The organism is Sediminicoccus sp. KRV36, from assembly GCF_023243115.1.
Lineage (GTDB): Bacteria > Pseudomonadota > Alphaproteobacteria > Acetobacterales > Acetobacteraceae > Roseococcus.
In genome coordinates this window covers 4093099-4118550 of record NZ_CP085081.1, presented here as the reverse complement: position 1 = coordinate 4118550, position 25452 = coordinate 4093099, and the positions used below count along the sequence as shown (strand labels likewise).

Here is a 25452-nt window from a genome sequence, read left to right as displayed (position 1 = left end):
AGAAGAACCATGGATTTGACCCGTCGTGGCGCCATCGGCGCCGGTGCAGCGATCTTGGCGGCCCCAACCGTGCAGGCGCAAAGCCTGAATCGCGAGCGCATCATCCTGGGCATGACGCAGGAGCCGGTGCAGTTCAACCCGCTGCTCTTCGTCAATGCCGGCACCGAGAATGTGCCCGAAGCCTGCATGTTCGACGCGCTGTGGGATGTGGATGCCAGCGGCAATTTCATCCCGAACCTCGCCGTCGAGGTGCCCACACCCGCCAATGGCGGCGTCTCGGCCGATGGGCTGACCTGGAAGGTCAATCTGCGCCGCGATGTGCGCTGGACCGATGGCCAGGCCTTCACCGCGCGCGATGTGGAATTCACCTTCCGCACCATCATGAATCCGGCTGTCGCGGTCCGGAACCGGGGCGGCTTTGATCTGATCACGGATTTCCGCGTGCTGGATGACCACACGATCGAGATGAAGCTCTCGCGCCCCTTCGCGCCCTTCATGTGGTCCTGGCAGAACATGCATATCGTGCCGCGCCACATCCTGCAGGGCGAGGCCAGCATCCAGACCGCCGCCTTCAACACGACACCCATCGGCACCGGCCCCTATATCCTGCGCACGCGCGTGGCCGGCAGCCACATGGTCTATGAGCGCAACCCGAATTACCACCGCGGCGCGCCGCGCATCCGCCAATTCATCCATCGCTTCATCCCCGATGGCAGCGTCGCCTACGGCCAGGCCCGCACCGGCGAAATTGACTATCTTGCGCTGACCGGCGTGCCGAATGACCGCTGGACGGAAGCCCGCGCCATCCCGGATCGGGATTTCCTGGTCTATCCAACGCCCAATGTGCAGTTCATCTATTTCAACTGCGGCAATCCCCGCTTCGCCGATCCGCGCGTCCGCAAGGCCCTCACCATGGCGACGGAGATGCAGAAGAGCCTGGACGACATCTATGTCGGCACCTGGCCGCGCACGCTCTCCTACCTGCAGCCGACGCATTGGGCCTACAACACTGCGCTGCGCGACTACACGGCCGATCCGACCGGTGCGGCAGCACTTCTGGATGCTGCCGGCTGGCGCGTGGGGGCGGATGGCATCCGCGAAAAGGATGGGCTGAAGCTCGCCTTCACCATGTCCACCACGGCCGGCAATGTGGCGCGCCAGGGCACTCAGGCGCTGTTCCAGCAGAATTGGCGCCGCATCGGTGTGGCGATGGAAATCCGCAACATGCCGGCCTCGGTCGTCTGGGGCGAGTTCACCACGCAATCGCGCTTTGACACGCTGCTGGTCGCCTGGGACCCGACGCTGGGGCTCGACCCCGACTACACGGCGCGGCTGCATTCCCGCTTCATCCCGGTGAAGCACCGCCAGGGCTCCAACTTCGTGCAATATGAAAATGCTGAGGTGGACCGGCTGCTGGAGCTGGGCGTCACGCAGATGGACCAGGCGGCGCGCAAGGCGACCTATGGGCGCATCCAGGAAATCCTGCATGAGGAGGTGCCCTTCGCGCCGCAGGGCGGCTCAGTGCAGGGGCATCTCAAGCGCCGGCAATTGCAGGGGCCGCAACCCAACCAGTATGTCACGGACATTACCTGGAACGTGCATACCTGGAACTGGGGCTGAGGGGGCGCCGCCCCCCAGTTTTACCCGCGCGCTACTCGGCCGCCATCGGCATCGCCTTGTCGTGAATGGCGCGCCAGACGCGCGCCGGTGTGGCCGGCATGTCCAGGTGGCGCACCTTGTAGGGCGCCAGCGCATCCACCACGGCGTTGATGATGGCGGCCGGCGCGCCGATGGAGCCCACCTCGCCGCAGCCCTTCACCCCCATCGGCGTGTCGGTCGAGGGCACGGGATGCGTCTGCATCGCGAAGCTCGGCAGGTTGTCGGCGCGCGGCATGCAGTAATCCTGGAAGGAGCCGCTGAGCATCTGCCCCGTGGCGGGGTCATAGACGCAATGCTCCAGCAGCGCCTGGCCGATGCCTTGCGTCACGCCGCCATGCAGCTGGCCCTCCACGATCATCGGGTTGATCACGGTGCCGACATCATCCACGCCGACATAATTCACCAGCGTGACCTGGCCGGTATCGGGGTCAATCTCGACCTCGGCCACATGGGCGCCGCCGGGGAAGGAGAAATTGACGGGGTCATGATAGGCCTGTTCCTCCAGCCCCGGGTCCACGGTTTCCAGCGGATAATCATGCGGGACATAGGCGGCGAGGGCGATCTCCTGGAAGCTCTTGCCACGGTCGGTGCCCGCGATGGTGAAGCGGCCTTCGGTGAATTCGATATCCATCTCGCTCGCTTCCAGCAGATGGGCAGCGATCTTCTTGCCCTTGGCGATCACGCGATCCGAGGCTTTGGCCAGCGCTGCACCACCCACGACGAGCGACCGCGAACCATAAGTGCCCATGCCGAATTGCACGCGATCGGTATCGCCATAGACGATATCAATATCCTCGAAAGCGACGCCGAGCTTCTCTGCCACGATCTGCGCGAAGGTCGTCTCATGCCCCTGGCCGTGGCTATGCGTGCCGATCAGCACGGTGACATGCCCGGTGGGGTGCACGCGCACCGTCGCACTCTCGTAAAGCCCGCCGCGCGCGCCCAATTGCCCGGCGATGCGTGAGGGAGCGAGGCCGCAGGCCTCGATATAGGTGGAGAGGCCAACACCGCGCAGCTTGCCCTGCTGCTTGGCGATGGCCTGGCGGGCGGGAAAACCCTCCCAATCGGCCAGCGCCAGGGCGCGATCCATGCAGCCCAAGGGGTCCCCGCTGTCGTATTTCATCATCACCGGCGTCTGGTAGGGGAAGGCCGAGCGGGGGATCATGTTGAGGCGGCGGATTTCGGCCTTGTCCATGCCCATCTCCATCGCCGCGATATCCACCAGGCGCTCCACCACGAAGGTGGCTTCCGGGCGGCCGGCACCGCGATAGGCATCCACCGGCACGGTGTTGGTGAAGGCCACCTTCACCTGGCAATGGATGGCGGGCGTCATGTACACGCCGGCCAGCAGCGGCGCGTAGAGGTTGGTCGGGATGTTCGGCCCGAAGGTGGAGATATAGCCGCCGATATTGCCGATGGTGACCACCTTCATCCCGATGAACTTGCCTGACGCATCCAGCGCCAGCGCCGCTTCCGTGACGTGGTCGCGCCCATGCGCATCGCTGATGAAGCCTTCGCTGCGCTCACACACCCATTTCACGCCGCGGCCGAAGCGCTTGGCGGCGAAGGTCACGACGGCTTCCTCGGCGTAGTGGAACTGCTTCACGCCGAAGCCACCGCCGACATCTGGGGCGACCACGCGCAGGCGATGCTGCGGGATGTTCAGCACGAAGGCGCCCATCAGCATGCGCACCACATGCGGGAACTGGCTGGTGGTCCAGAGCGTGTATTGCCCGTTGGCGCCCTCGTATTCGGCGATGGCGGCGCGCGGCTCCATCGGGTTGCCGACCAGGCGGTTGTTCACCAGCTTCAGCTTCGCCACGTGATGCGCTTTGGCGAAGGCGGCCTCGGTTGCTGCGGCATCGCCGATGGACCAGTCGCAGCAGAGATTGCCCGGCACGTCGTCGAAGATTTGCGGCGCACCCGGGGCGATGGCGGATTCCAGATCCACGGCGGCGGGCAGGGGGGTGTAGTCCACCTCGATCAACTCGGCCGCATCGCGCGCCTCATGCGCGGTCTCGGCCAGGATGAAGGCGACCGCATCGCCCACATAGCGAACCTTGCCCTGGGCGAGCGCCGGGTGGGGCGGCTCCTTCATCGGCAGCCCATCCGTGCCGGTGATGCCCCAGCCACAGGGCAGCCCGCCCACGCCGGCGGCGGCGAGATCAGCGCCGGTGAGGATGCCGATCACGCCGGGTGCAGCGCTGGCGGCCGCGATCTCCACGGCGTTGACCAGCGCATGGGCGTGCGGCGAGCGCAGGAAAACGCCATGCGCCATGTTCGGGCGCTGCATATCGGCGACGTAGTTGCCGCGCCCGCTCAGGAAGCGTTGATCTTCCTTGCGGCGCGGGGAAGCGCCGATGCCATTCTGACCCATGATCCATCTCTCCTACAGACTCCGGCCATGAGTTTCCGCGAGACGACGCGGAGTGCGCGGTGAAAAACGGGATGTTTCGCAGCGTGAGAAGAATGTTTTGCCTGCAAATTAAACACTGCACGTCCGAGACGTCCGAATCATGGGCAAATCCAAGGCCATGGGCCGGCACATGGCTGCGTTTTGGCCGTCCGCATCGTTGCGGCTGTCAGCTTCGGACCGTTACGCTTCATTCAGTCGAAGCTTTCGCTCAATCCCCGGGCCTTGCGCCTGTTCCAGGAGACGAAGTCATGTCGCGCATTCCCCCCAATCCCTTGCGCCGCGCCCTCCTCGGGCTTGGCGCCCTGGCCGGCCTCTCGCTGGCGGCGCCTGCTTCGGCACAGCGCGCCCAGCCCTGCATCGGCGCCTCCTGGGAGCTGACCGGCCCGCTGGCCCATAGCGGCTTTGCGCTGCGCGTCGCGGTGGAAACCGCGCTCGCCGAGATCAACGCGGCGGGCGGCGTGCTCGGCCAGCAGATCCGCCTCGTCGCCTATGATGACGTGGGTGAACCCGCCCGCGCCGTCGATAACGCGCGCCGCATCGGTGAGCGTGACAATTGCGTCGTGATGATGGGCGGTTTCCGCACCCCCAACGCCATCGCCCTGCGTGAGCCGCTGGACGAGATGGGCCTGCCCTGGGTGGGTGTGGTTTCGGCCGGCACGCAGGTGGTCGAACACCCGAATGGCCGCAACCAATGGATGTTCCGCGTTTCGATGAAGGATCGCTGGGTGGCGCCCTTCCTGGTCACCGCGGCACAGGCGCGCAGCCGCTCGGGCAAGATCGGCCTGATGTATGAGGGCACGGGCTGGGGCCAGGGCGCGGTGCCGGATGTGACGGCCGCCATGCGCGCCGTGAACATGCCCATCGCCGCGACCGAGACCTTCAACATCGCCGATACCGACATGACGGCGCAGCTGACGCGCATGCGCGATGCCGGCGTGGATACGGTCATCTTCTACGGCGTGGACCGTGAGGCCGCGAATATCGTCCGCTCGATGGACCGCCTGGGCTACAAGCCGCAGATCATCTCGGCCTGGGGCATCGGCGTGCAATTCGCGCAGACCGCGGGCCCGCTGGCCGAGGGCGTGATCGTCGCCGGCACCTATACCTGGATGGGCCAATTGCCGCCGCGTGCGCAGACGGTTCTGGCGGGCATGCAGCAGCGCTTCCCGCAGATCCGCACTCCGGCGGATTTGCTGATGCCCTCGGGCACGGCCAATGCCTATGACGCCGTCTATATCATCGCCGAAGCGCTGAAGATCGCCGGCCGCTATGACCGCACGGCCTTCCGCGACGCGATGTTCCGCGTGAACTACCAGGGCATCGTCGCGAACTACGCGCCGGCCTTCGAGCGCACGCAGGAGCGGATGGACGCCATCCTCCCCGCCTCCTACCGCCTGCTCGCCTTCCACAATGGCGCGATGCTGCCCATCGAGCAGACGCCCTTCGGCCAGCCGCGCACGAACTGAGCGGCAACTGCCATGGAAGCCCTGCTGCAATACCTCCTGACGGGGCTCTCGGCGGGCGCGATCTACGGGATGATCGCGCTCGGCTTCTACGTGATGTGGAGTGCCGCCAAGGCCGTCAACTTCACCTTCGGCGACATCTTCATGCTGGGCGGCGTGCTGACCGTCGTTCTGCGCGAATTGGGCCTGCCGCTGCCCATGGCGGCGGCGGGCGCCATCCTGATTGCGGCCTTATCAGGTGCCGTGATTGAACGCGTCTTCGTCCGTCCCTTCAACCGCGAGGCCAATGCCATCGGCTGGATGCTGACCACCATCGCGGTCGGCACCATGATCGAGAGCTTCACCACCGCGACCTATGGCCCGCTCGGCCGCGCCATGCCCACGCCGCTGGTGGAGCAGCCTTTGCGCATCGGCGGCGCCGGCATCTACTGGCAGGAATTGCTGATCCCCGTGGTGCTGCTGGGGCTGACCTTCTCGCTGGAAGGGTTTTACCGCCGCACCGTGCTGGGCCGCGCCATGCGCGCCGTCGCCTATAACCGCGTGGCGGCCGGGCTCGTTGGCATTGATGCGGACCGCATCACCATGCTGGCCTTCGCGCTGGCCGGCGGCATTGGCGCGCTGGCGGGGTTCCTGGTGGCGCCCATCGTGCAGGCTTCTTCTTCCATGGGCGTGGTTGTCGGGCTGAAGGGGTTCCTCGTCGCCATCATCGCGGGGATTTCCAATGCGCCGGGCGTGGTGATCACGGGCCTCGTCTATGGCGTGATGGAAAAATTCATCGAGGCCTATCTCTCCTCCGCGGCACGGGATGCCATCGGCTTCACGGTGATGATCCTGGTGCTGCTGATCTTCCCCCAGGGCCTGTTCGGCCGGCGTGAGGTGCAGAAAGTATGAGCGCGCGCCTCGCAGGCTGGTTGGCCCTGCTGATCCTGGCCCTGCTGATCGCGGGCTTCCCCTGGCTCGGCGATGTGATCGGCGAACGCTATCCCACGAGCTATGAGCTGCGCCTGGTGATGCGCGCCATGATCCTGGCCATCGTCGTCATCGGGCTGAATCTGCTGGTGGGGCTGGCGGGCCTCGTCTCGCTCGGGCAGGCGGCGCTCTATGGATTGGGCGCGCATGTGGCGGCGTTGCTTTCGCTCCGCGCGGGCTTCTCCTTCGCTGATAGCATGGCCTTCGCCATCGCCATCCCCGCGCTGATGGGCGCCATCCTGGCATTCCCGACCGTGCGCGTGCGCGGCGTCTATCTCGCCGTCATCACCATCGCCTTCGGGCTGATCTTCGTGAATGTGCTGCGTGAATGGGTCAGCTTCACCGGCGGCGCCTCGGGCCTTGCCAACCTGCCGCGCCCGACGCTCTTCGGCGAGCCGCTGATGGCCGTGCGGCGGACCAACTTCAACTACTACTACCTGATCCTGTCCTGCCTGCTGCTGGCGGTCTGGGCGCAATACGCCATCACCTTCAGCCGCTACGGCCGCGCCATGCGCGCTGCCGCGCAGAGCGAGAATGCGGCGCGGGCGCTGGGCATCAATGTGGTGGGCATCCGCACGCTCGCCTTCTCGATCTCGGCCGGTTTCGCGGGGCTGGGCGGCGGGCTCTTCGCCAATCTGGCGCTCTTCGTGAATTATGAGACCTTCACCTTCAACACCAGCATCGAATTGCTGCTGATGGTGATCCTCGGCGGCTCCGGCACCATGGCTGGCCCGCTGATCGGCACCTCGGTGCTCTTCATGGCGACGCAATTCCTCCAGGGCCTCGGGCAATGGCAGACCTTCGGCTATGGGCTGCTGCTGGCGCTGGTGCTCTTCGTCATGCCGAAGGGGATTGTCGGCTCACTCTCGGCTTTGCGCGCTCGCGTCATGAGCAAGTCCCGCCCGCGTGCGACCGGCGCCTGGCCGAATTGGGGGCCGGGGCTGGAGCAGGTGACGGCACGGCCCGATGAGCAGGGCCAGGCCACGCTGATCGCCCAGGGCGTCACGCTCCGCTTTGGCGGGCTGACGGCGGTGAACAACGTCAATATGGAAGTCGGCGCGGGCACGGTGCATGCGCTGATTGGGCCCAATGGCGCGGGCAAATCCTCGCTGCTCAACGTGATCTCAGGCTTCTACAAGGCGAGCGAGGGCAAGGTGACGCTGTTCGGCAATGCGCTGAACAATGCGGCGCCCTATGCGCTGGCGCGGCTCGGCGTGGCGCGCAGCTTCCAGAATACCGAGCTGTTCACGCAGATGAGCGTGCTGGAAAACGTGCTGGTCGGCGCGCATCCGCATTTCCGTTCGGGCTTTGCCGAGACGGTGCTGCGCCTGCCGCGTTTCCACCGCGAGGAGCGCGCGGCGCGTGCCGAAGCGCTGCGCCTGCTGGATTTCGTGGGTCTCTCGGAATTCGCCGATGAGCAGGCGGGCAACCTGCCCTTCGGCCATCAGCGCCGCCTGGAAATCGCCCGCGCACTTGCCCTGCGCCCCAAGCTTTTGCTGCTGGATGAGCCCGCCGCCGGTCTCACCCATGGCGAGATTGGCGATCTGGTGGCGCTGATCCGTGGCCTCGCAGACCGCGGCATGACGGTGATCCTGGTCGAGCATCACGTGGACATGATCATGGCCGTGTCCGACCGCGTCACCGTGCTGGATTACGGCGAGGTCATCGCCGATGGCCCCGTCTCCGAAGTGCAGTCCAACCCCAAGGTGATCGAGGCCTATTTCGGCCAGGGCGCGCTGCCGGTCCGGGAGGGCGCGGCATGAACCCGATCCTGACCGTCACCGGCCTGCGCGTCTCCTATGGCCGGATCGAGGCTTTGCGCGGCGTGGATATCCAGGTGGGGCAGGGCGAGTTCGTCGGCATCATCGGCTCCAACGGTGCGGGCAAGACGAGCATGCTGCGCGCCATCACTGGCGTGGTGAAGCCGGCGGGCGGCTCGGTTTCCTTCGCCGGCGCCGATACGACGGGCGAGCCGAGCCATCGCATGGTGGCGCGCGGCCTCGCCATGGTGCCCGAGGGGCGCATGGTCTTCGCGGATCAATCGGTGCGGGACAATCTCGTGCTCGGCGCCTATTCGCGCATCAAGCAGGATCCGCGCGGCGTCGCCGAGGATATCGAGAAGACGCTGACCATGTTCCCCCGCTTGGGCGAGCGGATTGACCAGCAGGCCGGCACGCTGTCGGGCGGCGAGCAGCAGATGCTGGCCATCGCCCGCGGCCTGCTCTCCCGCCCTCGCTTGCTGGTGATTGATGAACTCTCGCTGGGTCTCGCCCCCAAGATCCTCGACATGCTTTTCCCCGTGCTGATCGCGCTGAACAAGGAAGGGCTTTCCATCCTGCTGGTGGAGCAGATGGCGAGCTATGCGCTCGCCGTCACCGACCGCACCTATGTGATGGAAAATGGCCGGGTGCTGATGGATGGTCGCTCGGCCGATCTCGCGCATGATGAGCGCGTGCTGGATGCCTATCTCGGCCGGCGCCACTGATCCTCAATCGAGGCGCAGGCCCAGCCGCTGGATGATGGGCTGCCAGGTGGCGGTCTCCTCACGGATCAGTCGGCCCATGGTGGCGCGGTCCTGATAGCGCGGGATGATGCCCTGGCTGTTGAAGATGCCCTGCACGCCGGGGTCATTCACCGCATCACGGATGGCGTTCTGCAAGGCCTCCAGGATGGGCTCCGGCGTACCGGCGCGGCCGACGAAGCCTTGCCAGCCGCGCACCACCAGGTTGGGCATGCCTTGCTCGGCCGCTGTCGGCACATCGGGCAGCAGCGGGTGCCGCTCGGTGCCGCCCAGGAAGGCGATGGCGCGCACGCGGCCCGCATCCACCTGCGGCTTGGCCAGGTTGATGCCGTCAATCATGAACTGCACGCGGCCGCCCAGCATGTCCTGCAAGGCAGGCGCGCTGCCGCGATAATGCACCACCTCGATGGTCGTCGCGGATTGCTGGGCGAACAGCTCGAAGGCGAGCTGCGTGATGGAACCCTGGCCGGCCGAGCCGAAATTCAGCTGCCCCGGCCGCGCCCGCGCCATGGCGACGAATTCCGGCAGGGTGCGCACGCCAAGCTCGGCCGGCACCATGAAGAACAGCCCGCCCACGGTGGCCAGCGCGATGGGCATGAAATCCCGCACGGAATCGAAGGGCAGGTTGCGATAGAGCAGCGGGTTCACCGCGATCACCGCATTGTTCACATGGCCGAAGGTGTAGCCATCCGGCGCTGATTTCGCCACCGCATCCAGGCCGAGATTGCCATTGGCGCCACCACGATTTTCTACCAGCACCGGCTGGCCCAGGCTTTCGCTCATGCGCTGCGCGATGGGCCGGGCCACGAGGTCGGAGCCACCGCCCGGCGGGAAGCCGACAATCAGGCGGATGGGGCGGGCGGGAAAAGCCTGTGCGACGGCGGGCGTAGCCAGCATCGGCGTAGCGAGCAGGGCGCGGCGTTGGATGTTCATGGTTCCTCCCGGAGTGATTTTCGGGGAGGCTGGCATGAAATCCGGGCCGTTGGAACTCAGCCCTTGCGCAGCACGCAGCGCACCACTTCGGCCAGGCCCTGATGCCTTGGGCCTTCATCCAGTCGCACCGCACCTTCGGTCAGTTCCAGCACTTCCAGCCCGGCGAATTCGCGCTCGATGATGGCGCGGTCCCACAGCAGGGCGGGGATTTTGGGCCCGCCCGAACGGCGCCCCTCCTGCGCGGGTGAGAAGCATTCCAACACCAGCATTCCGCCCGGCTTCAGCGCGCGGAGGCAGCCGGCCGTGGCGATGGCGCGGTCCTCGGGCGGCAGATGCAGGTAGATCCAGGCGATCAGGTCATATTGCGCCTCGGGCCAGTCCCATTGGCTGACATCGGCCTGGCGTGCATCCAGCGGGACGCCGCGCGCATCGGCGAAGGCCTGCGCCTTGCCGACGGCGACGGAAGACCAGTCGAGCGTTGTGACAGCCAGGCCGAGCTTGGCCAGCCAGACGCCGTTGCGCCCTTCGCCATCGCCCAGCGCCAGCGTCGCCATGCCGGGGCGGAAGCGCCAGGCCTGCGCGCGGAGATACTCATTCGGCGCGGTGCCGAACTGGAAGGTGCCGCCGGTGTAGCGTTCATCCCAGGCGAGAGAGGTGCTCATGGGGTGGAGGTCCGCCTCATTTCAGAAAACCGTTCAGTTCAGGGGATGGGAGTGTAGGGGGCAAAACAGCAAGGGCCTCCGGCGGCTGGGGCCATCGGCCCCAGACCCCATCTGATTCAGTGGGCTGACACATGGGCCGTGCCAGCGATGCGCCAAGAAACGGGGTCTGGGGCCAATGGCCCCAGCCGCCGGAGGCCCTTACCCTTTGGCTCAAACCCCACCCCCTCCAGCATCATCCAAGGGCGGCTCCCATCCCGGCGGCGCCATCTCGAAGCCCGCGAAGGAAAAGGCCGGCGCCACGGTGCAGCCGCACAGCACCCAGCCCTCCAGCGGTGCCGCCGCCTGCCACCAGCCGCGCGGCACCATGGCGAAGGGCCGCTGGCCGGCCGCCAGATCAGGGCCGAGATGGATGGTCTGGCCCCCCGTGCCGGCGGAAAGCCGCAGCGCCAGCGCGCCGCCGCCATACCAGTGCCAGCCCTCATCGGCATCGACGCGGTGCCAGTGGCTGCTCTCGCCCGGGCCCAGCAGATAGTAGATCGCCGTGCTCTCGCCCCGCGAGCCATCCTGCGGCGCGTGGCGGAAGATCTCGCGGTAATGCCCGCCCTCAGGGTGCGGCTGCAGGCCGAGGGCGGCGATCAGGGCGCGTGGGTCCAGGCCAGGATCGGTCAGCTTCACCCGACGGGCACCGTCTCGGCGAAGATCGGATTGGCCATCTGCGATGTGAAGAACGCGGTCAGTTGCGGGCGGCCCTGGCGCCAATCCTCATCGCCGAAGCGGAAATCGAGGTAGCCCAGCGCGCAGACCAGGGTGAGCGTGCCGATATTCAGCCCGGCCGGCACGCCTTCGCTCTCCAGCAGGTCCAGCGTGCGCATCACTGCCGCCTTCTGCCGCGCGATGATGCCGGCGCGCGCGTCTTCGGCCGGCATTACGGATTGCCCGCGCCGCAGCACCGCCGCGGTGAGGATGCCATCGGCCAGGGCGGCCAGGCGCAGCGCGGGCCAGCGTGCCTCGCCCGCCGGGTAGAGCTTGGTGGCGAGGCCGATGCTGTCCAGATATTCGCAGATCAGCGGGCTGTCAGGCAGCGTCAGCCCCGCATCCGTCACCAGGGCCGGCACCTTGGAAAGCGGATTGTCGGCCAGGAGATCGGCCGGGCTTGCGTGCGGGTTGCTCGCCACGCGCTCGAGCGGGATCGCGTGGTGCAGGGCCACGGCGACGACCTTGCGGACGAAGGGGCTGGCGGCGGAATAATGGAGCTTCATCGAAACGTATCCTTACCGGCGCGCCGCGCCGCGAGTTCGGCCACATCCTTGGCCCGCACGAAGGGATTCACCGCGCGCTCCAGGCCCAGGGTGGTGGGGATGGTGGGCTCCCCCGCATCGCGCTGCGCCTTGGCCTTCACCGCATAGGCCATGAGGGCCAGGTTGTCCGGCTCTACGGTCAGCGCGAAGCGGATGTTGGAGAGGGTATATTCATGCCCGCAATAGACCCGCGTGGCGTCCGGCAGGCCGGCGAAGGCGGCCAGGGATGCGAACATCTCCGCCGCATTGCCTTCCAGCAGCCGCCCGCACCCCGCGGCGAACAGCGTATCGCCGCTGAACAGCGCGTGGTCGGCCGCGAAGCTCCAGGCGATGTGCCCGCGCGTATGGCCGGGGCTGTCCAGGATGGTGGCCACCGATTCGCCGAGCGCGAAGCTGTCCCCCGGCTTCAGCGCCACATCGAGCGGCGGCAGGCGCGCCGCGTCCCCGGCATGGCCGGCGATCTTCGCGCCGAAGCGCTTCGCCAGTTCCGGAATGCCGGCGATGTGGTCGCCATGATGATGCGTGATCAGCAGCCAATCGAGCCGTCCCCCTTCGGCGGCCAAGAAATCCGCAATGGGCTCCACCACGGCGGCATCCATCACGGCGGTCATGCCGGTGGCTTCGTCGCGGAGGAACCAGGCGTAATTGTCATCCAGGATGGGGATGGGTTTGACGGTGAGGGTCATGGGGCACTCCCTTGGCGCGATGTCCCGCCCTATATCCCCCGCATGAGCGGAGAGGTCCACGGGCTGCCGGAATTCTATCGCGCACCCCTGGGCGGGGTGGCGGCGCGGCTGATCGGCGCGCGGGTGGCCACCCTCTGGCCCGAGTTGCAGGGGCTGGATGTGCTGGGCCTCGGCTGGGCCGCGCCATATCTGGGCCTGTGGCCGGAAAAGCCGGGGCGGCGCATCGCGATGACGCCCGAAGGGCTGGGCCCCATGGGGGGCGCGGCCTGGGTGCAGGAGCGGCATCTGCCGCTGGCCGATTGCTGCATGGATCGCATCCTGCTGGTCCATGCGCTGGAAGCGAGCGAAAGTGCCCATGCCCTGCTGCGGGAGTGCTGGCGCGTGCTGCGCGATGATGGGCGGCTGCTGGTCGTGGTGCCGAATCGGCTGGGCAGCTGGTCCCTCTTCGACCACACGCCCTTCGGCCAGGGGCGGCCCTATTCACGCGGCCAGGTGGAAAGCCAGATCCAGCGGCAATTCTTCCGGGTGACGCGGCGCGATGCCGCCCTGTTCGTGCCGCCCTTGCCCTGGCGCTTCGCCCTGCGCGGGGCTGCGCTGTGGGACCGGATCGGCCGGAACAGCTTGCGGCGCCTGGGCGGTGTCACGCTGATCGAGGCCGAGAAGGACCTTTTCGCCGCGATCCCGGCGGGGGCCGTGGCGGTGGGGCGGCGCGTGGTGGCGGAGTTGCCGGCGGGGTATCAGCGGAGCAACGGCGCCATGCCGGATCGGTGAGGCATGGATTTCGCGCCGGGTGGCGAAAACCTGGCGCAAATCCCTCAGCGTCAGGCCATGCCGGCCCAACGGCGCACCAGCGGCAGCATATCCGCCTCCCAACGGGTCAGGCCGGAGCAGGAATGAACGATGCTGCGTCCGCTCACCGCCAGGAAAAGCGGCGTGCCGTTCTGCCGGATGCGGTCCGGCATCCAGGCGAGATCGGCCGGCCAATCAGCCTGTTTGTTGTTCCGGTAGGAATAGGCGGTGATCCGGCGCAGTGGGATGGCGCGCCCCTCCGGCGAGCGCTCGTAATGGCCCATGTAGAGAGGTGTTTCAAAGAGGCGGCAGGCCGGACAATCCGGGGCACCGATATAGACGATAAAGCGCCCGGTTCTGGCCGTGGGAAGCTGGGCGGGCGGGGTGGTGCTCTCGCTCTCCCGCACCAGGCTGATGGTGGCGCTCCGCCCGCGCGCAGTCTTGAAGCTTCCCTCGAATCGGCCAGGAGCCACTTCCCGCGCCTCGATCTCCGAATTCGCGGGCGTGATCATGAAGAGCGCGCGCTGGCCGGGCCGTCCTTGCAGGCTCGCCCGCACCGGGGCTTGGCGGCCATCGTGCCAGCCATAGGTGCTCTGCAGATCCTGCCCCTGGATGCCTTGCACGATCCAGGTGCGGAAGCGCTCCTCCCCGGTCACGGTGACCGTCCAGGTGCCGGTGAGCGCGCTGCGCTCCTCGGCATGGGCGCTGCCGGCCAGGGCGCTGGCGGCGAAGGGAGTGAGCAGCAATTGGCGGCGTGAGGACATGCAAACCTCCCTGCGCGGGGCGCGCGCCGCATTATCCTCCGAATGCCCCACCTCGCAAGAATTCAGCGACCCCGCAGGAACTCACGACCCTTCAAGAACCCGGGACCCGCAACAACTCTGGGCGCCAGCCTTCAGGCCCCGGCCAATTCGAGCGCTCGCGCATAGACCCGCTTGCGCGGCAGGCCCGTCGCCTCGGCCACGCTGGCCGCCGCATCGCGCAGCGTCATCCGCGCCATGGCGGATTTCAGCGCCGCATCCAGCGCATCGCCCGTGGGTTCGGCGGGTGGCGGGGCCGGCCCCACGCAGAGCACCACCTCGCCGCGGGCCTCATGCGCCGCATAATGCGCGGCGAGTTCGGCGAGCGAGCCGCGCCGCACCTCCTCGAAGCGCTTGGTGAGTTCGCGCGCGACACAGGCGGGACGATCGGCGCCCAGCCCCTCGGCCAGGGCGGCCAGCGCCTCGGCCACGCGGTGCGGGGCTTCGTAGAAGATCAACGTGGTGGCGAGGCCGGCCGCCTCCATCCCGGCGATCCGCGAAATCTCCGCCGCGCGCGCGGCGGCTTTCGGCGGCAGGAAGCCGTGGAACAGAAAGGGATGCGGCGGCAGGCCGGAGAGGGTGAGGGCCATCACCGCCGCATTGGGGCCGGGGATCGCCGTCACATGCACCCCCGCCGCGATCGCCGCCCGCACCAGCCGGAAGCCGGGGTCCGACACCAGCGGCGTGCCCGCGTCACTGACCAGGGCCAGGTTTTCGCCCGCAAGAAGCCGTGCAACCAAACGCGGGGCCTCGCTTTCCTCATTGTGGTCGTGCAAAGCCAGCAGCGTCGTGGAAATGCTATGCCGCGCGAGCAGTTTGGAGGTTACTCTCGTATCCTCGCACAGAACGGCGCGGGCTTCGGCCAGGGCCTTCTGCGCGCGGGGCGAGAAATCCGCCAGGTTGCCGATGGGCGTGGCCACGAGTGTCAAACCCGGGGTCAGGCCCGGCGGGGGGGAGGAAGGTGTTGGGGATGCGTCGTCAAATTCCATGGGGGGTCGCCCTGGCCTCCCGGCGTCTGAAGCACCTTGGGTCTCTGGTGCTTGTGGGGTGTCTTGTTCTCATCGGCTGCGCCCCGCAACCCCCAGGGCCGGATTTCCGCCGCCCGCAAGCAGGGATCCAGCCCTGGACGGCCGGCACACCGCGGCCCGAGGGGCCCATGCTGCGCGTCGGCCTCCTGCTGCCGCTGACCGGGGGGAATGCTCCACTGGGGCAGGCCATGCTGAACGCCGCGCAGCTCGCGCTGTTCGACCAGGGCGACCGCCGTGTCGAGATGCTGCCGCGCGACACACGCGGCACGCCCGCCGGCGCGGCCCGCGCGGCCCAGGCGGCGCTGGCGGATGGCGCCGTGGCGCTGGCCGGGCCGCTGACCCTGGCCGAAACCGCCCAGGCCGTGGGCGAGGCGCGTGGCCGGGCGCCGGTCTTTGCCTTCACCTCGGATGAGACGCAGGCCGGCACGGGCGTCTGGGTGCTCGGCGTCACCCCCTCGCAGCAGGTGCGCCGCATCATCGCCGCAGCCGCGGAGGGCGGGCTTCGTCGCTTCGCGCTGATGGCGCCCGACGACGCCTTCGGCCAGCGCCTGGCCGTGGCGCTGCGGGCCGCCGCGCAAAACCTGGGCGCGCCGCCGCCGCTCATCCTGCTCTCCTCCAATCGCGGTGACATGGCCGCCACGGCGCAGCAGCTTGTGGCCAGCCCGCCCGAGGCGGTGCTGATCGGCTATGGCGGCCCGGGTGCGCGCGCGGCCGGCAATGCCATCGCCGCCGCCTTCCCGGCCGGAGCGCCGCGCCTGCTCGGCACCAATCTCTGGGTCACGGATGGCAGCCTGGGCAATGAGCCCGCGCTGATCGGAGCCTGGTTCCCCGGCCCCGATCCGGTGGGCCGCGCGCGCTTCGATGCGCAATATGACGCCGCCTTCAACGAGCGCGCGCCGCGCCTTGCCGGTGCCGCCTATGACGCCGTGGCGCTGGCCGCCCGCTCCGCGCGGGAGGGCGCGCCGCCGGTCGGGGCCGCCTTCATGGGCGCCGATGGCCCGGTGCGGCTGCTGGAGGCTGGCGGAATCACCCGTGGCCTCGCCGTCTTCGCCATCCGGCAGGGGGGCGAGGCGGAGCTGGTGCAGCCGGCCCCGCTGCCCGGAGGCCCCGGCAGCTGACGCCCATCCGCCTGGCCGGGACCACTGCCCTCATCGCCGGCGTCCCGGTGGGCGTGCTGGGCACGCTGGTCGCGCTGGGCGAAGTGGCGCCGCTGGTCGGGATGGGCGCCCTCGCGCTTTGCCTCGCGGCGGGCTTCACGCTCGCCTGGTATTGGCTGGCGGGTGTCGCGCGGCTGAATGCGGCGCTGCGCCGCGCCGCCGAGGAGCAGGGCCCCTTCAGCGCGCCCTTGCCGGCGCCGCGCCTGCCGGCCATCGGCGAAATCGAGGAGGGTTTGGCCCGCCTCACCCGCTCGCTGCAGACCCGCGCGGCGCTGGTGGTGCAGCTGCGCGCCGCCGATGAGGCGATTGTCGAAGCGCTGCCCGATCCGCTGATCGTGCTCGCGGCGGATCGCGCCCCGCTGCGCGCCAACCGTGCCGCGCGGCGGCTGTTTGGCCTGGCCGAGGGGCTGGTGCGCGGGGATCTCGGCGCGCTGCTGCGCCACCCCGTGATGGCCGCGGCGATGGATCGCAGCCTGGCCGAGAACACGCCCCAGGCTGTGGAGCTGGTGCTGCCCGGCGCCGTCACGCGGGAGCTTTCGGGCCAGGTGCTGCTCATGCAGCCGCCCCTGGCCGATGGCGGCTGCCTGGTCATCATGCTGACCGACCGCACGGCGGCGCGCGCGGTGGAGCGCATGCGGGTGGATTTCGTCACCAATGCCAGCCATGAATTGCGCACGCCGCTGGCCAGCGTGATGGGCTTCATCGAAACCCTGCGCGGCCCGGCACGCGATGATCCGGCCGCGCAGGAGCGCTTCCTCGGCATCATGGCCGAACAGGCCGAGCGCATGCGCCGGCTGATTGACGATCTGCTCGGCCTCTCCCGCGTCGAGGTCAGCGAGCATCAGCCGCCGGAGGGCGAGGCGGAGCTGCTGGGCCTGCTGCGCGCCGAAGCCGCGGCGATGGAACCCCTTTACGCCGCGCGCGGCATCCGCCTGGTGCTGGCCCTGCCCGAGGGCCCCCTCACCGCCAGCCCGGCCGATGCCGATCAGCTCGGCCAGGTGGCGCGCAACCTGCTGGACAATGCGCTGCGCCATGCCCAGGCCGAGGTGCGCCTCTCGGCCGAGGCGGCGCGGCTGGGCACGCGGGAGGGCGTGGCGTTCAGCGTGCGCGATGACGGGCCGGGGATCGCGAAGGAACACATCCCCCGCCTGACGGAACGCTTCTACCGGGTGGACAAGGGCCGTGGCCGGGGGGCGGGGAATACCGGGCTCGGGCTGGCCATCGTCAAGCACATCCTGACGCGGCATCGCGGGCAGTTGGCGATTGAGAGTGAGCTCGGCGGGGGCTCGGCCTTTCGGGTCTGGGTGCCGGCGAATTGAGCGTCACGGTTGTTGTGGAAATCCCGCGCCAGCCGGAAGTGGCCGCGCTGCTGCGCCTCTCGGACGAGATCGCGGCGGCGCTCTACCCGGGCGAGCCCCGCCGCGGCCTGAACCCCGCGACGCTGGACGCGCCGGGCATCCATCTTCTCGTCGCGCGGCAGGCGGGCGTCGCGGTCGGCTGCTGCGCCGTCTTCGAGGGGCCGGATGACGTGGCCGAGTTGAAGCGCATGGTGGTGGAGCCGGCGCATCGGAAAAAGGGCGTCGGACTTGCCCTGCTGCGCGGCGCCGAGGCGCTGGCCCGCGGGCGCGGGATCGCGCTCCTGCGCCTGGAGGTCGGCATCCGCAACCTGGAGGGCGAGGCGCTGTATCGCCGCGCCGGCTATCAGGAATGCCTCCCCTTCGCTGGCTATCAGGCCTCGCCGATCAGCCGCTTCCTGGAGAGGAGGCTGTAGGTCAGCGCCTCACGCCGCCGGCACGCCTTCCAGCGTGTGGCTGCCCGCCCGGTAGCGATGCGTGGACGCGCCGAAGGCCACGAGGTTCCCCGCCTCGTCCTTCACCTCGCCACGGGCGAAGAAGATGTTGCGGCCGGCGCTGACCAGCCGCCCCTCCGCGATCAGCCGGTGGCCGAGCTTGCCCTGGCCGGTGAAGCGCGTGTCGAGATCGAGTGTGACGGCGTGGCGCTTGCGGCCGGCTGTGGGGCAATAGAGCCCGGCGAAGGCATTCACCTGGTCCAGCAGGGCCAGCATCACGCCACCATGCACGATGCCCGAGCGGTTGGCGTGCTGCGGGCCGGGGTCGCAGATGAGGCGGGCGAGGCCCTCCTCCCAGTGCAGCATCTCGATGCCGAGCAAGTCATGGAAGGGCGAGAGCGCCTGGGCGCGGATATGGTCTGGCAGATGTTCCATCGCGCGAACCATGGCGCCTGGCTCAGGCGATGGAAAGCTCCTGCAGGGCGGTCTCGGTCTCGCTGAAGCTCGGCATCAGGAAGGAGGGAGCGACCTTGCGCCCCGTCTCGACCGAGACCTGCGGCGCATTGCCGTGCAGATGCGCCACGATGACGGCGCGGATCACCTCGTAATAGGCGGCCTCCTCCTCCACCACGCCCTTGAGGCGGGAGGCGAGCGGCCCCATCAGCCCATAGGCCAGCAGGACGCCCAGGAAGGTGCCGACCAGCGCGCCGCCGATCATCCCGCCCAGTACGGCGGGCGGCTGGTCAATCGAGGCCATGGTCTTGATGACGCCCAGCACGGCGGCGACGATGCCGAGTGCGGGCAGCGCATCGGCGATATTCTGCATGGCGTGGGAGGGGTGCAACTCCTCCTCCTTCAGCTTCTTGAGCTCGCGCGCCATGGTATCCTCGATCTGGTGCGGATCATCGGCATTCATGCCGACCATGCGCAGATAGTCGCAGATCAGGTCCGTCGCGTGGTGATCCTTCTGGATCTTGGGAAACTTGCTGAAGACGGGGCTTTCCTCGGGCTTTTCGATGTGCGGCTCCAGCGCCATCGCTCCCTTGGTCTGGGCCAGCCGGACGAAGTAGTAGAGCAACGAGAGAAGGTCGGTGTAGTCGGCCTTCTTGAAGCGTGGCCCCTTGAGGATCTTGCCGATGCCGCCCAGCACGTGTTTCACGTCATGCATGGAGTTGGCCATGATGAAGGCGCCAATGGCGGCGCCGCCGATCATCAGCATCTCATAGGGCAGGGACTTCATGATGATGCCGAACTTGCCCCCGGCGATGGTGTAGCCGCCGAATACGGTGACCAGCAGGAAGACGAAGCCCGCGATGGGGGTCATCGGCCACCTCCCGTGCCGAAAGCCTCGGCCTGGCGCAGCAGGGTGATGGCGACGCGGCGGTTGCCGGCGGCCTGGGGTTGTTGCGGCAGCAGCGGATCACGGTCAGCCATGCCGGTGACGCCGCGGATGCGGGCCTCCGCCACACCCGCCTCGCTCAGCAGGCGCCGGGTGGCATTGGCGCGCTCGGCCGAGAGATCCCAGTTGCTGCGCGCGCCGCCACCCCGGAAGGGCGTGCTGTCGGTATGGCCGGTGACCTGGATGGGATTGGGCAGGCGGGCGGCGGCCTGGGCGACGCGCTGGATCATCTGGCGCGCGCGCTCGGTCGGGGCCGCGCCGCCCGCCGCGAACATGGGCTGGCCATCGGCCTCCAGGAGCTGCACGCGAAGCCCTTCGGGCGTGATTTCCACCAGCACCTGCCGCGCCAGCTCAGCGAGGGCTGGATCGGCCAGGAAGGTCTGGCGCAGCGCATCGGCCATATCCTCGAAGCGCTCCTGCTCGGTGCGCGCGGCTTCGCGGCGGCGCAACGCCTCGCCCGTGAGGGGGAGGTGCGCCTCACTGGCGGGGCCGCTGCTTTCCAGGTGGGCCAAGGGCGGGTTGCCGGCTGGCGCGCTGACCGAATCCACCCGCTCTGAGCGCGCATCCTCATCGCCTGGCGGCCCCTGGACGCGTCGCACGGGCTCGGCCGGGCGGTCGGTGTCGTCCTCTTCCATCTCCTGCTCGGTGGGGCGGGGGCCGCGCTCGATCCGGATGGCGCCGGTATCGGCGGCCATGTTGCCCGCGCTGTGCGGCGTCATCCCGCCAAAGGGCATGCCGGTGCCCGAGGTGCCGCTGGCCAGAGCGTTGGAAGGGTTGAAGAAGTCGGCGATGCCGCGGCGCTGTTCCTCGGTGGTGGCGTTGAGCAGCCACATCAGCAGGAAGAACGCCATCATCGCGGTCACGAAATCGGCATAGGCGACCTTCCAGGCGCCGCCATGATGGCCATGCCCGCCCGCCTCGATCCGCTTGATGACGGTGATGCCGCCATCCCCCTTGCCACGCTTGGCCAAGCCACACTCCGTCAGCGGCGTCCTGCCGTTTGGGCATTCTGCCGGTGCGGGGTTAACCAGGAGCTAAGGCCAGGGCCGCCAGCGGGGGGGCAAATGGGCCGCGTAATCTTGTGAAGCGTGAAGTGATACGGCGGCGCGGCGCGCCAACGCGGATAATTCCCCCGTTCCGGGCTTGCCAGCCGTGGCGGAGCGGCCTAGTCCGCCCCGCATGATCATGGTAACCCGCGCGTCACGCCATTCGGGCCGTGCCGGCGGGGCCGCAGGGAATCTACACCGGACCGACCCATGGGGCGGCCGGCATCAGGAGAGCAGATACATGAGCGAGACCGCGGACAAGGTTAAGAAGATCGTTGTCGAGCACCTGGGCGTCGAGGAAGCCAAGGTGACGGCCGAGGCTTCGTTCATCGACGATCTGGGCGCCGACAGCCTCGACACGGTCGAGCTGGTCATGGCCTTCGAGGAAGCCTTCGGCGTGGAAATCCCCGATGACGCGGCCGAGAAGATCCAGACCGTGAAGGACGCCATCGAGTTCATCGAGAAGCAGCAGGCCGCGGCCTGACCTCTCGGTCTTGACCCCCCGTTAGGGATAGGAACGCACGTGTTCGCGCAGGGCTTCGCACCGCGCCGCGTCGTCGTCACCGGCATGGGAATCGCAAGCCCGCTTGGGCTTGGGGTGGAACATGTCTGGCGGCGGCTGATCAACGGCGAGAGCGGCATCTCCAACATCCAGGCCTTCGACGTGAAGGACCTTCCGGCCCGGATCGCGGGGCAGGTGCCGGCCGGCATGAAGGCCGATTCGGGGCTCGACCTCAGCGAGTGGATCCCGGTCAAGGACCAGAAGAAGATGGACCGCTTCATCCAGCTCGCCCTCGTGGCGGCGGTCGAAGCGATCGAGGCTTCGGGCTGGATGCCGGAGGATGAGCCGAGCCGTTGTGCCACGGGCGTGATGATCGGCTCGGGCATTGGCGGCCTGGAGACGATCCAGGAGGCGGCGCTGCTGGTGGCCTCGGGCCGCACCAAGCGGCTTTCGCCCTTCTTCATCCCGTCCTCGCTGGTGAACCTGGCGTCGGGGCATGTCTCCATCCGTTATGGCTTCAAGGGCCCCAACCATTCCGCCGTCACGGCCTGTGCCACCGGCGTGCACGCCATCGGTGACGCAGCGCGGCTGATCGCCCTGGGCGATGCCGATGTGATGGTGGCCGGCGGGACCGAGGCCGCGATCTGCGAGCTGGGCATTGGCGGCTTCTGCGCCGCACGCGCCCTCTCGACCAAGTTCAACGACACGCCCACCGCCGCCTCCCGCCCCTGGGATGCGGATCGCGATGGCTTCGTAATGGGCGAGGGCGCCGGCGTCCTCGTGCTCGAAGAATACGAGCATGCGAAGGCCCGGGGTGCGACCATCCATGCCGAGGTGATCGGCTATGGCATGAGCGGCGATGCCTATCACATCACCTCGCCGGCCGAGGATGGCGATGGCGGTTTCCGTGCCATGAAGGCGGCGCTGCGCGATGCCGGCCTGGCGCCCGCCGATGTGCATTATGTGAACGCGCATGGCACGAGCACGCCGCTCGGCGATGATATCGAGCTTTCGGCCGTCGAGCGCATGTTCGGCGATGACGCGAAGTCCCTCGCCATGTCGTCCACCAAATCCGCCACCGGCCATCTGCTGGGTGCTGCGGGCGCGGTGGAGGCGATCTTCTCCATCCTCGCCGTGCGCGATGATGTGGCGCCGCCGACGCTGAACCTGGAAAACCCCTCCCGCCCGAGCCCGATTGATCGCGTGGCCAAGGTGGCGCAGCAGCGCCGGATTGACGTGGCGCTGTCCAACAGCTTCGGGTTCGGCGGCACCAATGCCTCCGTGGTGTTCCGCGGCGCGCCTTAGGTCGTGGGCGCTTCGCACGGCTCGGCTGGCACCGGGCTGGAACAGCCTTGCCGGCAAGCCGGCATGCGTTAGGGCCCCATGCGGCGCTTGATGAAGCTGGCGGGCGTGGCGCTCCTGGCGCTCACGCTGCTCGGCACCGGCGCGGGCTGGGCCGGCTGGAACCTGCTGCACCATGACGGCCCCCTGGCCGAACCGCGCGCCGTCGTCATTCCACGCGGCGGCACGGAGGCCATCGCCAGCACGCTGCGCGAGGCCGGTGTGGTCGCGGATGCGCGCATCTTCGCCCTGGCCGCCTGGTGGACCCGGGCTGAGGGCCCGCTGCGGGCCGGCGAATTTCCCTTCCCCGCCCAAGCCTCCCTCCGCGCGGTGCTGAGCATCCTGCGCGAAGGGCGGATGGTGCAGCGGCGCTTCACCATCGCCGAGGGCCTGACGGCGCGGCAGATCACGGCCCTGCTGGAACGCGTCGAGGGGCTGGTGGGCGATGTGCCGCCCCTTGCCGAGGGTGCTGCCCTGCCCGAGACCTATGCCTATTCCTGGGGCGATGCGCGGGCGGCCGTGGCGCGCCGGGCCATGGCCGCGATGGATGCCGCCCTGGCCGAGGCCTGGGCCGCCCGCGCGCCCAACCTGCCGTTGGCGAACCCGCGCGAGGCGCTGATCCTTGCTTCCATCATCGAGCGCGAGACCGGTGTGGCCGGCGAGCGCGCGCTGGTGGGCGGCGTCTTCGTGAACCGGTTGCGGCGCGGGATGATGCTGCAATCCGATCCCACCGTGGCCTATGTGCCCGGCCAGGGGCTGCCGCTGGACCGTCCCTTGACGCGGGCCGATCTGGACCAGGCGCATCCCTTCAACACCTACCGCATCCGCGGCTTGCCGCCGGCCCCCATCGCCTCACCCGGGCGGGAGGCGCTGCGCGCCGCGACGCGCCCGGCGGAGACGGAGTTTCTCTATTTCGTGGCCGACGGCACGGGCGGACACGCCTTCGCGCGGACGCTGGAGGAGCACAACCGCAACGTGGCGCGCTGGCGCGCACTCCGTTAACGGCCGCCAAGGCGACCCAGCCCCACATACAACCCCACTGACAAACGGGGTCCGGGGCCCCCGGCCCCGGCGGGTCCAGGGCAGCGCCCTGGCCTTCCCCCCTTACCTCACCTGATCCCGCCATGCCCCCGCCCCGGCGCCCAGGATGGCCCCCGCCAGCACCGGCCAGGGCTGCCCCAACCCGAGCACATGCGAAGCCGTGACCGCCGCGACGGCTGCCATGGCCCAGGGGAGAATCTCCGACTTGCCGCGCCAGAGCGGCGCCATCAGCGCGATCAGCGTGGCCACGCTGGCGAAGAAGATCGGGTGTCCCGGCGGCAGGGCGATCAGGCCGGAAAACGCGTGGCCCAGGCCCGTGACGGCCATCCAGAACACCCAGAAGGTCAGCCCCACGCCCAGCAGCAGCGCCGCATCCCGCCCGCCGGCCCGCTGATCGGCGATCGAGACGGCGAAGCTGTTATCCACCAGCGTGGCCAGCGTGCCCCAGAGCCGCACCCCGCGCAGCCGATCCAGCCAGGGGGCCAGTGCCGCCCCCATGGGCGCCAGGCGCAGATTGATGACGAAAGCGGCCAGGGTGGCGCCCAGGATCGGCGCCGGATCTGTCCAGAGTTCCAGCGCGACCAATTGGCTGGTTCCGGCAAAGACGAGGGCCGACATCAACACCGTCTCCAGCCAGGAGAGTCCGCGCGAATCGGCCAGGACGCCGACGATCAGCCCGAACGGCGCCATGGCCGGCACCATCGGCAGCGAAATGCGCACGCCGCGCCAGAAGCCCTGGCGGGTGAAGACGATGCGCGAGCCGCTCACCGGGCTTCCGCCAGCAGGGCCTCGGCCTCGGCGCGGGATGTGGCCAGGGCGCGGCGGGCCACCTCACCGCTGAAGCCGGCGCGGGCCAGGCTGGCCAGCCATTTCTGCCGCAGCGGCGGCTCGGGCGCGGCGGCGGCGAAGGGGCCGAAGCGGCGCTTGCGGCAGAGAATCAGGGCGGCGGTGAATTCGCCCGGCATATCCTCATGGTCGAGGGCCGCGCGGGCGGTCTCGCGCGCCACGCCCTTGGCCGAGAGATGCGCCAGCATGGCCCGGGCCGAACGGCCGGAACCACGCAGCCGCCGCGCGCGGGCCTGGGCGAAGACCGCGTCATCCACGGCACCCGCCTGCACCAGCCGCGCCGCGATGGCTGCGGCCTGGGTGAGCGCGGTGGTGGTGGCGGCAGCGATGGCGTCGGGGTCCTGGCCCTCCTCAGCGGCGGCGCGGGCCCAGCGGCGGATGCGGTTGCCGAGCACGCGGCGCAGCCCGGCCTCGGTGGTCGCGAAGCGGGCGAGGTGGGCCAGGGCAGCGTCGCGCAGGGCGGGTTCGGTGATCTTGCTCATTGAGAGGTTCTGCCCACCAGATGACCCGGCAGGAAACGCAGTTGCCTGCAGCCTCGATCGAAGCTGGGCGCAGGGAACGGGTCCCCTGCCGGGGAGCGCGAGGGACAAAGCCCCTCGCCACCAGACCAACCCATGGGCCAGCCCATGCTCAGATCACGAAATGCAGGGGCTCGGTCACCGGCCGCCGCAGCCCCGCCGCCGCCGCTCGCTTCAGCAGATCCTCCAGCGTCAGCGCGCCGAGGCGCTTGGCCGTCGCGGTCTCCAACTCCTGCCAGAGGGGGGCTGTGACCAGGCTGGCCAGCTTGCCGGGCGGCTCGGCCACGGGTTCATCCTCCGTCACGGCGGCGATGATGTCGGTCAGGGGCACTTCGCGCGGGGCGCGCGCCATCCGGTAGCCGCCGCGCGGGCCACGCAGCGAATCGAGCAGCCCCGCGCGCACCAGGGATTGCAGCAGCGGCTCGATTCCGCGCCGCGCGGCACCCAGGCGCTCGGCGATCTCGGCCGCACCCGTCACCTCGCCGCCACGCCCGGCGTGGAAGGCGATGTCGAGCGCGATGTCCAGCGCGAGCAGGCCGCGATCCTGGCGCAGAAGCATGATCCGCAATTCTCCCATGGGGCGGCGTGA

General features: G+C 69.0%; 26 protein-coding genes. 12 read left to right on the top strand and 14 right to left on the bottom strand.

The window, feature by feature from the left end:
- The first annotated feature begins 9 nt into the window (after window positions 1-9).
- Window positions 10-1620, top strand: a complete 1611-nt coding sequence (locus LHU95_RS19510; RefSeq protein WP_248708617.1) for a peptide ABC transporter substrate-binding protein — start codon at window positions 10-12, stop codon at window positions 1618-1620.
- Window positions 1621-1651: 31 nt separating this feature from the next.
- On the opposite strand, the gene LHU95_RS19505 is transcribed toward LHU95_RS19510, so the two are convergent.
- Entirely contained in the window at window positions 1652-4036 is a 2385-nt protein-coding gene (locus LHU95_RS19505) for a xanthine dehydrogenase family protein molybdopterin-binding subunit (RefSeq protein WP_248708616.1), read from the bottom strand.
- Between the two features lie 287 nt (window positions 4037-4323).
- Here LHU95_RS19505 and LHU95_RS19500 point away from each other — a divergent pair, with 287 nt between their 5' ends.
- The 4 genes from LHU95_RS19500 to LHU95_RS19485 are packed head-to-tail and all read left to right on the top strand — an operon-like array spanning window position 4324 to window position 8992.
- Window positions 4324-5541 (top strand): ABC transporter substrate-binding protein, encoded by a 1218-nt coding sequence (locus LHU95_RS19500; protein ID WP_248708615.1) that lies wholly within the window; start codon window positions 4324-4326, stop codon window positions 5539-5541.
- A 12-nt stretch (window positions 5542-5553) separates the two neighbouring features.
- Window positions 5554-6429, top strand: a complete 876-nt coding sequence (locus LHU95_RS19495) for a branched-chain amino acid ABC transporter permease (RefSeq protein ID WP_248708614.1) — start codon at window positions 5554-5556, stop codon at window positions 6427-6429.
- On the top strand, window positions 6426-8270 hold the full coding sequence (locus LHU95_RS19490) for a branched-chain amino acid ABC transporter ATP-binding protein/permease (protein ID WP_248708613.1): 1845 nt from the start codon (window positions 6426-6428) through the stop codon (window positions 8268-8270). Before LHU95_RS19495 ends, LHU95_RS19490 begins: the two co-directional genes overlap by 4 nt.
- Entirely contained in the window at window positions 8267-8992 is a 726-nt protein-coding gene (locus LHU95_RS19485; RefSeq protein ID WP_248708612.1) for an ABC transporter ATP-binding protein, read from the top strand. The genes LHU95_RS19490 and LHU95_RS19485 overlap by 4 nt, the downstream gene beginning before the upstream one ends.
- Window positions 8993-8995: 3 nt before the next feature.
- Here the strand turns inward: LHU95_RS19485 and LHU95_RS19480 are convergent, their stop codons facing one another.
- The 5 genes from LHU95_RS19480 to gloB all read right to left on the bottom strand — a co-directional run bounded on the left by LHU95_RS19480 (window position 8996) and on the right by gloB (window position 12607).
- Window positions 8996-9961: a tripartite tricarboxylate transporter substrate binding protein gene (locus LHU95_RS19480; RefSeq protein ID WP_248708611.1), complete on the bottom strand. Its 966-nt coding sequence runs from the start codon at window positions 9959-9961 to the stop codon at window positions 8996-8998.
- A 56-nt stretch (window positions 9962-10017) separates the two neighbouring features.
- The gene (locus LHU95_RS19475) at window positions 10018-10623 is read right to left on the bottom strand and encodes a class I SAM-dependent methyltransferase (protein WP_248708610.1); all 606 of its coding nucleotides are present in this window, start codon (window positions 10621-10623) and stop codon (window positions 10018-10020) included.
- 210 nt (window positions 10624-10833) lie between these two features.
- Window positions 10834-11298 (bottom strand): cupin domain-containing protein, encoded by a 465-nt coding sequence (locus tag LHU95_RS19470; RefSeq protein ID WP_248708609.1) that lies wholly within the window; start codon window positions 11296-11298, stop codon window positions 10834-10836.
- Window positions 11295-11882 (bottom strand): glutathione S-transferase N-terminal domain-containing protein, encoded by a 588-nt coding sequence (locus LHU95_RS19465; protein WP_248708608.1) that lies wholly within the window; start codon window positions 11880-11882, stop codon window positions 11295-11297. The genes LHU95_RS19470 and LHU95_RS19465 overlap by 4 nt, the downstream gene beginning before the upstream one ends.
- Complete coding sequence (gene gloB, locus LHU95_RS19460; RefSeq protein ID WP_248708607.1) at window positions 11879-12607, bottom strand: hydroxyacylglutathione hydrolase; 729 nt, start codon at window positions 12605-12607, stop codon at window positions 11879-11881. Before gloB ends, LHU95_RS19465 begins: the two co-directional genes overlap by 4 nt.
- Window positions 12608-12649: 42 nt before the next feature.
- Between gloB and LHU95_RS19455 the strand changes: the two genes are divergently transcribed.
- Window positions 12650-13378: a methyltransferase domain-containing protein gene (locus LHU95_RS19455; RefSeq protein ID WP_248708606.1), complete on the top strand. Its 729-nt coding sequence runs from the start codon at window positions 12650-12652 to the stop codon at window positions 13376-13378.
- Between the two features lie 50 nt (window positions 13379-13428).
- Here the strand turns inward: LHU95_RS19455 and LHU95_RS19450 are convergent, their stop codons facing one another.
- Window positions 13429-14160: a hypothetical protein gene (locus LHU95_RS19450; RefSeq protein ID WP_248708605.1), complete on the bottom strand. Its 732-nt coding sequence runs from the start codon at window positions 14158-14160 to the stop codon at window positions 13429-13431.
- A 131-nt stretch (window positions 14161-14291) separates the two neighbouring features.
- Window positions 14292-15185: a 16S rRNA (cytidine(1402)-2'-O)-methyltransferase gene (gene rsmI, locus LHU95_RS19445; protein ID WP_248708604.1), complete on the bottom strand. Its 894-nt coding sequence runs from the start codon at window positions 15183-15185 to the stop codon at window positions 14292-14294.
- Between the two features lie 167 nt (window positions 15186-15352).
- Between rsmI and LHU95_RS19440 the strand changes: the two genes are divergently transcribed.
- Genes LHU95_RS19440 through LHU95_RS19430 form a run of 3 tightly spaced genes read left to right on the top strand, consistent with a single transcriptional unit; the run spans window position 15353 to window position 18152 of the window.
- Window positions 15353-16342: a penicillin-binding protein activator gene (locus LHU95_RS19440; protein ID WP_248708603.1), complete on the top strand. Its 990-nt coding sequence runs from the start codon at window positions 15353-15355 to the stop codon at window positions 16340-16342.
- A 53-nt stretch (window positions 16343-16395) separates the two neighbouring features.
- On the top strand, window positions 16396-17700 hold the full coding sequence (locus tag LHU95_RS19435) for an ATP-binding protein (RefSeq protein ID WP_248708602.1): 1305 nt from the start codon (window positions 16396-16398) through the stop codon (window positions 17698-17700).
- Entirely contained in the window at window positions 17697-18152 is a 456-nt protein-coding gene (locus LHU95_RS19430) for a GNAT family N-acetyltransferase (RefSeq protein ID WP_248708601.1), read from the top strand. The genes LHU95_RS19435 and LHU95_RS19430 overlap by 4 nt, the downstream gene beginning before the upstream one ends.
- 9 nt (window positions 18153-18161) lie before the next feature.
- Here LHU95_RS19430 and LHU95_RS19425 read toward each other — a convergent pair whose 3' ends face one another.
- The 3 genes from LHU95_RS19425 to LHU95_RS19415 are packed head-to-tail and all read right to left on the bottom strand — an operon-like array spanning window position 18162 to window position 20540.
- Complete coding sequence (locus LHU95_RS19425) at window positions 18162-18605, bottom strand: PaaI family thioesterase (protein WP_248708600.1); 444 nt, start codon at window positions 18603-18605, stop codon at window positions 18162-18164.
- A gap of 22 nt (window positions 18606-18627) precedes the next feature.
- Window positions 18628-19494 carry a flagellar motor stator protein MotA gene (gene motA / locus LHU95_RS19420; RefSeq protein ID WP_248708599.1) on the bottom strand — a complete coding sequence of 289 codons (867 nt, stop codon included), beginning with the start codon at window positions 19492-19494 and terminating at the stop codon, window positions 18628-18630.
- A complete protein-coding gene (locus LHU95_RS19415) occupies window positions 19491-20540 on the bottom strand; it encodes a flagellar motor protein MotB (protein ID WP_248708598.1) in 1050 nt (349 codons plus the stop codon). Before LHU95_RS19415 ends, motA begins: the two co-directional genes overlap by 4 nt.
- Before the next feature lie 316 nt (window positions 20541-20856).
- Here LHU95_RS19415 and LHU95_RS19410 point away from each other — a divergent pair, with 316 nt between their 5' ends.
- From LHU95_RS19410 to mltG, 3 genes are all read left to right on the top strand, one after another.
- Window positions 20857-21099: an acyl carrier protein gene (locus tag LHU95_RS19410; protein WP_248708597.1), complete on the top strand. Its 243-nt coding sequence runs from the start codon at window positions 20857-20859 to the stop codon at window positions 21097-21099.
- 39 nt (window positions 21100-21138) lie between these two features.
- Complete coding sequence (gene fabF / locus LHU95_RS19405) at window positions 21139-22422, top strand: beta-ketoacyl-ACP synthase II (RefSeq protein ID WP_283094270.1); 1284 nt, start codon at window positions 21139-21141, stop codon at window positions 22420-22422.
- A gap of 78 nt (window positions 22423-22500) precedes the next feature.
- The gene (gene mltG / locus LHU95_RS19400; RefSeq protein WP_248708596.1) at window positions 22501-23460 is read left to right on the top strand and encodes an endolytic transglycosylase MltG; all 960 of its coding nucleotides are present in this window, start codon (window positions 22501-22503) and stop codon (window positions 23458-23460) included.
- Between the two features lie 102 nt (window positions 23461-23562).
- Here the strand turns inward: mltG and LHU95_RS19395 are convergent, their stop codons facing one another.
- The 3 genes from LHU95_RS19395 to LHU95_RS19385 all read right to left on the bottom strand — a co-directional run bounded on the left by LHU95_RS19395 (window position 23563) and on the right by LHU95_RS19385 (window position 25422).
- Window positions 23563-24267 (bottom strand): AzlC family ABC transporter permease, encoded by a 705-nt coding sequence (locus LHU95_RS19395; protein ID WP_248708595.1) that lies wholly within the window; start codon window positions 24265-24267, stop codon window positions 23563-23565.
- Window positions 24264-24827, bottom strand: coding sequence for a RecX family transcriptional regulator (locus LHU95_RS19390; RefSeq protein WP_248708594.1), 564 nt, complete (start codon window positions 24825-24827; stop codon window positions 24264-24266). Before LHU95_RS19390 ends, LHU95_RS19395 begins: the two co-directional genes overlap by 4 nt.
- Before the next feature lie 148 nt (window positions 24828-24975).
- The gene (locus tag LHU95_RS19385; protein ID WP_248708593.1) at window positions 24976-25422 is read right to left on the bottom strand and encodes an Rrf2 family transcriptional regulator; all 447 of its coding nucleotides are present in this window, start codon (window positions 25420-25422) and stop codon (window positions 24976-24978) included.
- Window positions 25423-25452 lie beyond the last annotated feature (30 nt).